General features: G+C 57.6%; 11 protein-coding genes, 2 tRNA genes and 2 riboswitches. Of the genes, 3 read left to right on the top strand and 10 right to left on the bottom strand.

What is annotated here, in order from left to right; translation table 11 throughout:
• Positions 1-209: 209 nt before the first annotated feature.
• Complete coding sequence (murA, locus tag CRD13_RS08285) at positions 210-1,472, bottom strand: UDP-N-acetylglucosamine 1-carboxyvinyltransferase (protein ID WP_224433880.1); 1,263 nt, start codon at positions 1,470-1,472, stop codon at positions 210-212.
• Positions 1,473-1,519: 47 nt separating this feature from the next.
• Between murA and CRD13_RS08280 the strand changes: the two genes are divergently transcribed.
• On the top strand, positions 1,520-2,119 hold the full coding sequence (locus CRD13_RS08280; protein ID WP_049173053.1) for a cob(I)yrinic acid a,c-diamide adenosyltransferase: 600 nt from the start codon (positions 1,520-1,522) through the stop codon (positions 2,117-2,119).
• Positions 2,120-2,190: 71 nt separating this feature from the next.
• On the opposite strand, the gene ramA is transcribed toward CRD13_RS08280, so the two are convergent.
• The 5 genes from ramA to CRD13_RS08255 form a co-directional block, all read right to left on the bottom strand.
• Positions 2,191-3,027 (bottom strand): acetate metabolism transcriptional regulator RamA, encoded by an 837-nt coding sequence (gene ramA, locus CRD13_RS08275; RefSeq protein WP_005511953.1) that lies wholly within the window; start codon positions 3,025-3,027, stop codon positions 2,191-2,193.
• Between the two features lie 475 nt (positions 3,028-3,502).
• Positions 3,503-3,760, top strand: a riboswitch (cobalamin riboswitch).
• A 194-nt stretch (positions 3,761-3,954) separates the two neighbouring features.
• Entirely contained in the window at positions 3,955-4,779 is an 825-nt protein-coding gene (locus CRD13_RS08270; RefSeq protein WP_187401514.1) for an energy-coupling factor ABC transporter ATP-binding protein, read from the bottom strand.
• Positions 4,780-4,781: 2 nt separating this feature from the next.
• On the bottom strand, positions 4,782-5,519 hold the full coding sequence (cbiQ, locus tag CRD13_RS08265; protein ID WP_070549912.1) for a cobalt ECF transporter T component CbiQ: 738 nt from the start codon (positions 5,517-5,519) through the stop codon (positions 4,782-4,784).
• Positions 5,516-5,893, bottom strand: a complete 378-nt coding sequence (locus CRD13_RS08260) for an energy-coupling factor ABC transporter substrate-binding protein (protein WP_049173058.1) — start codon at positions 5,891-5,893, stop codon at positions 5,516-5,518. The genes cbiQ and CRD13_RS08260 overlap by 4 nt, the downstream gene beginning before the upstream one ends.
• Positions 5,894-5,931: 38 nt before the next feature.
• Complete coding sequence (locus CRD13_RS08255) at positions 5,932-6,714, bottom strand: energy-coupling factor ABC transporter permease (RefSeq protein ID WP_049190264.1); 783 nt, start codon at positions 6,712-6,714, stop codon at positions 5,932-5,934.
• 66 nt (positions 6,715-6,780) lie between these two features.
• A riboswitch (cobalamin riboswitch) is annotated at positions 6,781-7,050 on the bottom strand.
• A gap of 303 nt (positions 7,051-7,353) precedes the next feature.
• On the opposite strand from CRD13_RS08255, the gene cysK reads away from it, so the two are divergent.
• Positions 7,354-8,286, top strand: a complete 933-nt coding sequence (gene cysK / locus CRD13_RS08250; protein ID WP_049173059.1) for a cysteine synthase A — start codon at positions 7,354-7,356, stop codon at positions 8,284-8,286.
• A gap of 115 nt (positions 8,287-8,401) precedes the next feature.
• The gene (epsC, locus tag CRD13_RS08245) at positions 8,402-8,995 is read left to right on the top strand and encodes a serine O-acetyltransferase EpsC (RefSeq protein WP_005511963.1); all 594 of its coding nucleotides are present in this window, start codon (positions 8,402-8,404) and stop codon (positions 8,993-8,995) included.
• 100 nt (positions 8,996-9,095) lie between these two features.
• Here the strand turns inward: epsC and CRD13_RS08240 are convergent, their stop codons facing one another.
• The 4 genes from CRD13_RS08240 to CRD13_RS08225 form a co-directional block, all read right to left on the bottom strand.
• Positions 9,096-9,377: a GNAT family N-acetyltransferase gene (locus CRD13_RS08240; RefSeq protein ID WP_049173078.1), complete on the bottom strand. Its 282-nt coding sequence runs from the start codon at positions 9,375-9,377 to the stop codon at positions 9,096-9,098.
• Positions 9,378-9,484: 107 nt separating this feature from the next.
• The gene (locus CRD13_RS08235) at positions 9,485-9,940 is read right to left on the bottom strand and encodes a hypothetical protein (RefSeq protein WP_048733759.1); all 456 of its coding nucleotides are present in this window, start codon (positions 9,938-9,940) and stop codon (positions 9,485-9,487) included.
• Positions 9,941-10,097: 157 nt separating this feature from the next.
• Positions 10,098-10,170: transfer RNA gene (locus tag CRD13_RS08230), tRNA-Phe, on the bottom strand.
• A 19-nt stretch (positions 10,171-10,189) separates the two neighbouring features.
• Positions 10,190-10,266, bottom strand: a tRNA-Asp gene (locus tag CRD13_RS08225).
• Between the last annotated feature and the right edge of the window lie 418 nt (positions 10,267-10,684).

Here is a 10,684-nt window from a genome sequence, read left to right as displayed (position 1 = left end):
GCGCTGACCTCCAGATACATTACACACACCCCACCAAAGACACAAAACCCCAGGTAAAATAGCGAAAACCACCACAAGCCACCACTGGAGAATCACTCCCTACGGTTCTGAAGCATCCAGAACCGAAGACTTGCGATGGTTTTCCGCACCGCGTGTTTAACTAGCACCGTGCGCTTAGCCGTTAGCCATTGACCAGAGGCCAACAATCACTAGCTAACCCGTTCAACCGATGCGCCAAGAGAATTGAGTGTCTCTACGAAGCCCGGGTAACCACGGTCGATGTGATAGACATCGTGCACCTCAGTGACGTCACCTTCTTCAGTACACAGCCCAGCAAGCACTAGTCCCGCTCCGGCGCGAATGTCCGAAGACCACACAGGTGCGGAACTCAGCGTTTCCTTTCCGCGAATCATCACGTGGTGGCCATCGATAGTCGCGTCCGTGCCGAGGCGAATCATCTCGTCGACAAACCGGAAGCGCGATTCAAAAACGTTCTCGGTAAGCACTGACGTCCCTTCGGACACCGCGGACAGAGCAATGGCCATGGGCTGCATGTCCGTCGGAAAGCCTGGGTATGGCAGCGTTTGATAGTTCACACCCTGCGGACGCCCGTCCATACGCACGCGGAAGCCCTGCGGGTAGGTCTCGACCTGAGCGCCTGCGTTCTTCAGTTTTTCCAGAGGAAGGTGCAGGTACTTAGGGTTAATGCCAACGACCGTAATATCGCCGCCGGTCATCGCTGCAGCATAAGCCCAGGTCCCTGCGATAATTCGGTCGCCGACAACCTTGTGCTCAGTCGGGTGCAGCTTCTCTACGCCCTCAACCGTGATGGTGTTAGATCCCGCACCCGAAATCTTGGCGCCCATCTCCACGAGCATCTCGCACAGGTCGACAATTTCGGGCTCACGGGCGGCGTTATCCAGCACAGTCGTACCTTCCGCTAGTACGGCCGCGGTCAGAATATTCTCGGTCGCGCCGACGGACGGGAAGTCCAGCTTGATGTTCGCCCCCTTGAGACGCCCCGCCTCAGCCACCACGCAACCGTGGTGAATATAGGTGCGCGCGCCCAATTTCTCCAGGCCAGCCTGATGCATGTCCAGCGGGCGGGAACCAATAGCGTCACCACCGGGCAGTGCGACAATCGCGTTACGGGTACGCGCCGTCAGCGGCCCGAGCACACAGACCGAAGCGCGGAACTGGCGCACGGCATCGAAATCGGCGTGATGCGAGAGTTCTTCGGGCACCGTGATTTCAATCCGGTCGCCCTCGCGCGTCACGGAGCAGCCGAGCCCTTCGAGGACCTTTTGCATCAATGGCACGTCGTCAATTTCAGGGCAGTTCGTCAGTACTGTCGTGCCCTCGGCGAGAAGCGCCGCACCCATCAGTTTCAGAACCGAGTTCTTCGCCCCGGAAATCTGAACCTGACCATTTAGCGTCGCTCCGCCTTTAACCAGAAATCGCTCATTTCCCACTCCCCCAGCCAACCACATTTCGCAATATCGCGCTTAGGCTTGAAGCTATGAGCGTTCATCTAACTCGCATTTACACTCGCACCGGCGACGACGGCACCACTGGATTATCCGATTTCAGCCGCGTTCCCAAGGATGATTCTCGCCTTATCGCCTACGCCACGTGCGAGGAGGCCAACGCCGCACTCGGCCAGGCGCTCAGTTTCGGCACGCTTGACGACGAAATCTCGGCTGTCATTCGCTACGTGCAGAATGACCTATTTGATGCCGGAGCCGACCTGGCAACACCTATTGAAGAAAACCCGAAGTACCCGCCGTTGCGTATCGAGCCGGATTACATCGAGCGACTCGAGCACTGGTGCGACCAATTCAATGAACAACTGCCGAAACTGGATTCCTTCATCCTCCCGGGAGGCACACCAGCCGCAGCACTGCTACACACAGCTCGGGTGATTACTCGCCGAGCCGAGCGTGCAGCATGGGCTGCCTGCCGCGAATTTCCCGAAACCACCTCAGTCCTACCGGCGAAGTATCTCAATCGCCTGTCTGACCTGTTGTTTATTCTTTCGAGAGTGGCCAATGACGGAAACGACGTTAAGTGGATCCCCGGTGGTGAGCGCGAAGCCCAGCGGCAAGCAGGGGGTAAGTAGCGGAGCAAGTAGCAGAACTGACTACCCCAATACCCGCGGGTTTGGGCGCAAAGGAACCGTCGTCAAGCGGTTTACGGCAGTGCGCCGATGCGACGGGCCGCGTTGACGGCCTCGTAGCGAGTATGGGCGCCCAGCTTGCGCATTACGGAGCGGAGGTAGGACTTAACCGTCTCGGCACCGATGCCCATTTCCTCTGCGGCCTCGACGTTGGTGTGACCGAGGGCGACACAGGCGAGAACATCGAGCTCACGAGCCGACAGCTTGGTGGTCTGCTTGACGCGAACCGGGGTGACCATCTGGTCACAGAGCACCTCGAGCTCCTGGCGCAGCTTCTCGTCATCCACACGGTTAGCGAGCATGCGCAGCTTGGAGTGCGTGGAACGAACCTGCTCCCACTCAGCGCCATTCATGATGCGGCCGCCCTTACCGTTGCCAGAACGATCCATGTTGCGGCAGGCATCGACGACAGCGAGGTCCTGCTCCAGGCAACGGGCGGTCATTGTGACCTCTTCAAGAACCTTGTCCCCCAGGCGCACCGAGGAGTGCACGCCACCGTAGAGCACGCCACGGACAAGACGCGAAACGATCACCGGCACGGCGACCAGCGAGTGCAGGCCTTCGTCACGAATCTTGTCGTCATACTCATGGGTAATAACCTTGGCGCGCAGGTAGTCACTGACACCCACCGGGCGGCGCGTGGCCAACACGCGACCACCGACACCCGCACCCGATTCCACAGTCAGATTCTGCAGGGCCGGAGTACGCAGGCCAACCCAGTTGTTGATCTGCATCTTAGAGTTATCGGTGACTTCCGCATACATTGTGACCGGAATACCAGTCGCATTCTTTAGGGCGACCAAGGACGACTTAATAACCTCATTGTCGTCCAGAATGCGGTGGGGATCCATCTCGCGTCCTCCTGCGTAACGGGCAAATTGCTTCACTGGCACCCACAGAGGCACCATCAGCCTGTGACTTCGCGCCGACTTACACTCCTACGAAATGGCCAACTACCGCTCAGCGGCCACTGACCCTTTCGGGGGCTGTAAACCGTACAAAGTAGATAGTACCCTCCGAACGGGTACACCTGCATTAAGGCATCCGTCACACAATCTTAGGAAACAACTAGGTTTCTCTACAAGTACGTAAAGAAAATACCAGGATAAATCCTGTCATTAGCCCCGCCTCGGCCGAATAAATACAAGGCAGGGGGTAGCTATTTTTCCGCTAACAAACTGCGTGAATGTTGATAACAGAGGGTAATGAACGGCGTTTTACCCCCAATGCGGACATTTTCGAAAAAGACCTTCGCTTATTTTGCATCGTGCGCTATTGTCATACATGCAACAGGTTTTGTTGAGTTCCACTTTCAATGCTACGTCCTCCACGTGGTTGTCCGAAGGTGGTGCACAGCAAACGCAAGAGGGAATCCGGTGCAATTCCGGAACTGTCCCGCAGCGGTAATCTGGAACAAAATTCGCCAACGGCACTGAGGTTATTTCAACCTTGGGAAGCGGCGAAAAGTAGGAAAATTGATAATAAGGATTTGCACGTAAGCATTGAAGCTTGCGGCAGTCGTCATCCCCTTATTGTCGGTCACGCCAGAAAGTCCGAATACCTGCCTGATGCGCCGAGGGCACTGCAAAGTGCCACGGCCACGGAGATCGCCCGCGGACAGGTGTGACGTGAAATGGAAGCGAAGAAATGCGACAGCTTCGCCTATATTTCTAGGCCTATTTTCATAGGCATTACGCCCTGCCCGCGGGCGTTTTTCTCATTTTTAGCGCGGTTTAGCTGCACATATCGATGAGCTATTCACCAACCAAGCCACTCGCCTAAACATCCTCTGGATGGCACACATCTCGCCCAATCGCCTTGGAGACCACGGGCGCCCAGGGCAAAGCCAGTCGAGCATGTTCGACCAACCGTCGATCGGCCAAAATATCTTCCTTGGCGCCGACGCGCAGTTTGCCGTCGGCAAGCACCGCTGCCCTATCGGCGAAATTCCACGCGAAGTCGATGTCGTGCGTGGCGACGACGACGGCAGTGCTCTGATCGCGCAATTGATTGAGCGTGTGTGCAAGCTTTCGGGTCGCCTGCGGATCGAGGCCGGCGGAGGGCTCGTCGAGAAGCAGCACACGCGGATGCATCGCCAGCGCACCAGCGAGAGCGACGCGCTTGCGCTGACCATAGGAAAGCTGGTGCGGAACGCGTTCGGCGAGATCGGTGATCTCGGCGGTACCTAGAGCCTGCCGGACGCGCCGTTCGACTTCCTCGTTCTTAAGCCCCAGGTTGACGGGACCGAACGAGACGTCTGCAAACACGCTAGCCGCGAAGATTTGCTCATCCGGATCCTGCGTGACCATCTGCACTGAGCGACGGACCGCATTGCGGCCGTGCCGGGAGTACGTGTAGACGGTGCCGTCAAGGCGGACCTCACCACTATTGGGCTTAGACGCTCCCGCGAGCATACGCAACAGCGTGGACTTGCCCGAACCGTTTGCCCCCAACAGCGCTAGGCGCTCGCCACCCGAAATTGCCAGATCCACGCCTTTCAGAACGTGGGTTTCGTCGTAAGCGTATGTAACTGCAGCCGCTTCGACAATGACACCGTTGGCACCATGTACGTGATCAGCGCGATTTTTCCTGCTGCTCGACATCCCTATACACCCCATTTCAGCAGCGCCCAGGCCGCAATCAACGACAAAAGTAATGCACTGGATATCACGATGAACTTCGGCTGCCTGGGCCGCGAAATCACCAGTACTTTCATTGCGCTCGGATCGGCGCGCAGCTCGATTCCCTCTTGCATCTTGCGCGCGCGGGTAAAGGCAATGACAAAGAGGCTGGCGGACTGTGCCGCTACATCTCGGATCATCGCCCGGCGCGTGGAGTGTCCCAAGCGTCGTGCTTGCGCTTCCGTCATCGAGTGTGCGGAGTGAATCAGCACGCCGGTCATCCGGTAAATCACCTCGGCGAGGTACGTCAAGTATCGCGGCAAGCCGTGCTTGTCGAGCCAGGCAATGAGCTCCGAAATCGGAGTGGTCAGCGCAAAGACCATCGTGCAGCTGATACCCGCAAACGAACGCATCACAACCTGCGCCATTCGCTGCGGGCCATCCGGCGACCACGCGAGACCGTCGGGAGTAAGCGCTACCAAAAGCGGAAACGCGCCGACGAGCACAAAAGCCGCCGGTGCCAGCACCATTGCCACATACAGCTTGCGGGGCACTCGGGCTATGTACGCAATAGACCAAGCAATGACCGCAATGACAGGCGCAAAGGGAATTGGCGGTAGCGCAACCGCCAGAATCAGCAGCCCACCGAGCAGCAGAATCTTTTCACCCACGTTGCGGCGTGCCCAAGCGCTGCGCGCCGCTGCAGCTTCTAGCGCATTCACTGCTCTTTCTCGCGCTTGTCCGAACGCGCAGCAGCCTTCCCTCGGTAGAAGCCAATAACGTAGAACAGGACGCCAGCACCGATAACGGCCTGGAGCGCGAACAGACCCGACTCGACCTCACCCGGCAGCTCGCCGACGAGTGGCTCGAACCACGGCTCGTAGTTCGGGTCGATTTCCTGAATTGTCTCCGTAGCGGTGGCATCAGTGCCGGCGAACGGCTCCTCGGCGTCGTCGTCCCCGTAGTTGAAGAACAGCGGGAACATGGCAATTACGACTACCAGGACAATGAGACCAACGCTGACCCACACGGAGTTCTTCTTCGGCTGGCTAGCTGCCTGTGCGTCGACAATCTGCGCGTTGTTTTTTGCATTCATAATCGTGCTCTCTTTCGCTTCTTTTCGCTTGACGACGGCTACTGCTTCTGGCCAGATACGGATGCAGCTGCCGCATTCTGCGAAGTGACAGATCCTGCAACAGCGTCAGCCGTGGCTTCTGCAGCTTTCGCCTCCAGCGCCGGTGCTGGCGCATCACCGAAGCGGGACAGGAAGCCGAGATCGAGGAGCTCAGAATGTGCCACGGCCAGCAGGGTGCGCATGAGAATGACGGTGACCAGAGCCTCGATGATCGCCAGCGGAATCTGCGTGATAGCGAACAGGCCGAGGAATGTAGCCAGAGCGCCGCCGACACCGCCCGGGTTTGCCGGGTGTGCAAGAGCGAGCTGCACGGAGGTCACAACATAGGTGGAGAGGTCAGCGAAGAACGCTGCCATAAACACACCTGGTAGCAGGCCTCCGCCGAGCTTTCGGGTCAATACGTAGAAGGCGTAGCCGACCCACGGGCCGACGATTGCCATGGAGAAGATGTTCGCACCGAGCGTCGTAATGCCGCCGTGAGCGAGCAAGATTGCTTGGAAGAGCAACACGATGGAGCCAAGCAGCGCCATCACCGGAGGTTTGAAGATTACAGCACCAAAACCTGTACCCGTCGGGTGCGAAGTGGAACCCGTCACGGATGGAATCTTGATTGCGGAGAGCACGAAGGTAAACGCGCCGGCAGCACCGAGCAGCATGCCGCTACCGGGATGTTCTTTCATAGTGCGCTTGACTTGAATTGCGCCGTGAATGACAAAGGGAGCGGCAGCTACGCCCCACCCAATGCAATGAGTAACTGGGAGAAATCCCTCAGCAATATGCATGATGTAAATCATCTTTCTACGGCGCTATTCACCTCGACAGCACCGCTCGACCGCCAATCCGCGGACGCGAATTGGATGATTTACAGTCGGTCTCCTGGCTGATGGGCTGAGGAAAGCTTCACACTTCTATTAATGCTTCGCCTCCTTCCCCAAAGGTTTGAGTCCCCCTGAGTGGCTTCGACGAAGCACCGCAATCGCTGAGTCCATTGTCTGCGTTTTCCGGTTATCGCATATAACCGCTGTGCAGATAAGGGCCGCAATCGCGCCCAATCACAGTGGCGAGGGCCGCTGCCTATTTACAAGGCATTCCCGTGCACTGTAAATCACGTCTCAGAATAGTGGATTCTAAGAAACTTTAATGCTCTTTACCCTCACAATGGAGGTAAGGACGAGCAAGGCAATGAGATAGCGTTAACGCGGCAAGAGCAGGAGCATTGCGACAATAGCGGTGCGACTGCGACGACGCCGGCCGCGGCGACTATGACGGTGGCGACACCGGAACTGACAGCTTCCACTTCCCTACGCAAGCCATGAAATAGACGAACTGGTCTGTACTAATTGCAGGATCAGGCGTACACTACGGCTACACGCGAAAACTCATTAGGAAGTCCTCTGTGATTTCCGGAATGGATAAGATTAATGACTATTTATAACGATGTCACTGAACTGATCGGCAACACCCCGCTGGTTAAGCTCAACCGTGTTACCGAGGGCCTGCCGGGCAACGTGATTGCCAAGCTGGAGTTTTACAACCCTGCCAACTCGGTCAAGGACCGCATCGGCAACGCAATTATCGATGCCGCCGAGCGCTCTGGCGAGCTCAAGCCGGGCGGAACCATCGTCGAGGGTACCTCGGGCAACACCGGTATCGCGCTGGCAATGGTCGGCGCAGCCCGCGGTTACAAGGTCATTCTCACTATGCCGGACACCATGAGCCAGGAGCGCCGCGTCGTTCTGCGCGCATTTGGCGCTGAGCTTGTACTCACCCCGGGCGCGGATGGCATGCGCGGCGCTGTCGATAAGGCCAACGAAATCGTGGCTAACACCGACAATGCAATCCTGGCTTCCCAGTTCGCCAACCCGGCCAACCCGGCTATCCACGAGGCAACCACTGGTGAAGAAATCTGGGAAGCTACCGACGGCAAGGTTGATTACTTCGTGGCTGGTGTCGGCACCGGCGGCACCATTACCGGTGCTGGTCGCACGCTGAAGAAGCACAACTCGGACATCAAGCTGGTTGCCGTTGAGCCGAAGGCCTCCCCGCTGCTGACCGAGGGCACCGCCGGCCCGCACAAGATTCAGGGTCTGGGCGCAAACTTCGTCCCAGAGGTTCTCGATCAGGAGCTTCTCGACGAGATCATTGCGGTTACCAACGAGGACGCTATTGAGGTCTCCCGCAAGGTCGCTGCAGCCGAGGGCATCCTCGGCGGCATTTCTGCCGGTGCAAACATCAAGGCTGCTCTCGAGATTGCAGCCCGCCCGGAGTCCGAGGGCAAGAACATCGTCGTGATTGTTCCTGACTTCGGCGAGCGCTACGTCTCCTCCATCCTGTACGAGGATCTGCGCGACTAAAGCCGAGCACTATAAGCGCCCGTAACCTTCTCTGCAGAGCCCGCTAGCTGGCACTTTCCGTCGGCAAGCGGGTTTTTGCATTGCCCACACCTCCGACCAGATAGAATTGACGCCCATGAGTGACTTTTTCCGAATCCTCAAAGAGGATCTGGACAATGCCCGTGCGCATGACCCAGCTGCGCGCAGTGATGTAGAAAATGCCATTGTCTACTCCGGCCTACACGCAATCTGGATTCACCGATTCTCGCACCGCCTCTGGAAACGAGGCGGGATTTTCAAGGGCATTGCACGAGTACTCGCACAGTTTTCCCGTTGGCTGACTGGTATTGAGATTCACCCGGGCGCTCAAATTGGCCGAAGGTTCTTCATCGACCACGGTATGGGCATCGTCATTGGCGAAACCGCAGAAATCGGTGACGGCTGCATGCTCTACCACGGCGTGACGCTTGGCGGCCGCTCACTGGAGAAGGTAAAACGCCACCCCACCCTGGAGGACAACGTCACCGTCGGAGCAGGTGCGAAAGTCCTTGGCCCCATCACAATTGGTGCAGGCTCATCAATCGGCGCCAACTCCGTGGTCACCCACAGCTGCCCACCCGATTCCATCGTGATAGGAATTCCGGGCCGCGTACGCCCTGCCAAGCCCGAAGAGCACAAGCCGTTGTGCGATCCGGCGGTGTACGTCCAGGGTGACGGAGACTTCATCTAGCCCCGCCCTAAAACTAGCTCTACATACAAAAGCCGGCCGGCTGCTCTTCCTATCGTGAGCAGCCGGCCGGCTTCTTTGTGCGTTCTTCGCCCTTCAGCGACTAGTCAGCCAGTAGATCCTGGTAGTCCGGGTTTTTCTCCACGAAGTTGGCAACAGCGGAGCAGCTGGTGCGAATCTTTCGGTTGTTCTTCCGAACATCATCCAGCGCGCCTGCGATAAGCGGCTTGGACAGGCCTTGTCCACGGAATTTGCCATCTACAACCGTGTGGTCAAAGTCCAGGGCACCTTCCACCGGGGTGTAAGCGGCAAAGCCGGCCTCTTCTCCCTCTACGGTGAGAACGTAGCGCTGACCGGCCTCATCATGCGAAATAGTGTGTGCCATTTTCGGAATCACTTCCCTCTCATGGTTGTGAAGCGTCGTCATTGCAAACGACTCTTAGGATGTAACCCAGATAACAGCTCTCGCTTCGGATTAATTCCGAATTCTGGTTAATTCTGCACTAGCGGGGGTTCGCCCGGGTGCTCGTCGGCACGCCCGACAGCGACACGGCACGGGACATCGCCCTTCGCGACCTTGGTCGCAGCCTCCCCCTCTGCCCACCCCGGGCTGACGGCCTCAGCGAGCGGGCCTGCCAGGTCCGCCATTTCGCAGTGAGACAGCCCCGGAGCCACCACACTGATGCGGTAACGCTTCCGATCCCCCGGATCCATGCCCGGGTTGGCCTCCGCCCACAAATCAGCGAGAGAGGAAGTGCGCCCCACATCGGGCATGACATCCTCGTAGACGTTGACTTCCTGATCCGGAATCAGTTCCGCGAGCACCCCACGAACCTTCTCAGCAGCCGATTGGCTGCCCTCAGCATCCGTGTAGACGAAGATGCGCACGACCCACGGCAGCGTCTTATCGTCGGACAGCGTTCCTGCTGAGGCGAATTCCTTACTCATGCACAACATCCTATCCGCTAGGGTGTGTACGCGGTTTATTTTCCCCCACTTTAAGGTTTTCGCACGGCTCGATGCACTGTGCTTTACGACGATCCCCGCGACAAACACCTGGTAAAACAAAGAATCCCCAGCCCGTTTCCGGACTGGGGATTAATTGTGGCCAGAAGCGGGATCGAACCGCTGACCTTCCACTTTTCAGGCGGACGCTCTACCGACTGAGCTATCTGGCCAGACTTGAAATTAATCAAGTGGCGACCCTGACGGGACTTGAACCCGCGACCTCCGCCGTGACAGGGCGGCGCGCTAACCAACTGCGCCACAGGGCCTTAAATGCCGTGCTCAACTTTCTGGATTACCAGCGCTGTGCACGAGTTGTTACTCTACAGAACAGCGCTGAACATAAGCAAATCGCCAGTTCATGGCAGATATTTTAAGTTGAAAACTGACATCCAGCCCCGGGTCTCGGGGCAACCTAGACTGTGGCAAAAGCTCTCCCCACCAAACCCGGGTAAAGCCCCCCCCTCTCCCCCAGTGTCACTGATGCGAGTTACTGACTACGTTTATGGCTGGCGGCGTTGGGGCGATGCGAGTTACTGACTACGTTTATGACAAAAATGGCTCGAAAAATGGCCTGAAAGTGTCATAAACTCATACAGTTTCACATTTGCAGCCCGTAGTTTTTGGCTTCTCACCAGTCACCATCTTGAGAATCAGACACACTTTTTGTCCATTACCCACGCCGAC

It is taken from the genome of Corynebacterium sp. LK26 (genome assembly GCF_014335085.1).
Classification (GTDB): Bacteria; Actinomycetota; Actinomycetes; order Mycobacteriales; family Mycobacteriaceae; genus Corynebacterium; species Corynebacterium jeikeium_D.
Note: the sequence above shows the minus strand (reverse complement) of the source record. Positions and strands in the feature narration are given on the sequence as shown.

What these genes read in the sequence shown, in the direction of transcription:
- CRD13_RS08240 (WP_049173078.1), bottom strand. Translation starts at nt 9,377, where the DNA reads ATGGCACACACTATTTCGCATGATGAGGCCGGTCAGCGCTACGTTCTC.
- ramA (WP_005511953.1), bottom strand. Translation starts at nt 3,027, where the DNA reads ATGGATCCCCACCGCATTCTGGACGACAATGAGGTTATTAAGTCGTCC.
- epsC (WP_005511963.1), top strand. Translation starts at nt 8,402, where the DNA reads ATGAGTGACTTTTTCCGAATCCTCAAAGAGGATCTGGACAATGCCCGT.
- CRD13_RS08260 (WP_049173058.1), bottom strand. Translation starts at nt 5,893, where the DNA reads ATGAATGCAAAAAACAACGCGCAGATTGTCGACGCACAGGCAGCTAGC.
- CRD13_RS08270 (WP_187401514.1), bottom strand. Translation starts at nt 4,779, where the DNA reads ATGTCGAGCAGCAGGAAAAATCGCGCTGATCACGTACATGGTGCCAAC.
- CRD13_RS08235 (WP_048733759.1), bottom strand. Translation starts at nt 9,940, where the DNA reads ATGAGTAAGGAATTCGCCTCAGCAGGAACGCTGTCCGACGATAAGACG.
- CRD13_RS08280 (WP_049173053.1), top strand. Translation starts at nt 1,520, where the DNA reads ATGAGCGTTCATCTAACTCGCATTTACACTCGCACCGGCGACGACGGC.
- cysK (WP_049173059.1), top strand. Translation starts at nt 7,354, where the DNA reads ATGACTATTTATAACGATGTCACTGAACTGATCGGCAACACCCCGCTG.
- CRD13_RS08255 (WP_049190264.1), bottom strand. Translation starts at nt 6,714, where the DNA reads ATGCATATTGCTGAGGGATTTCTCCCAGTTACTCATTGCATTGGGTGG.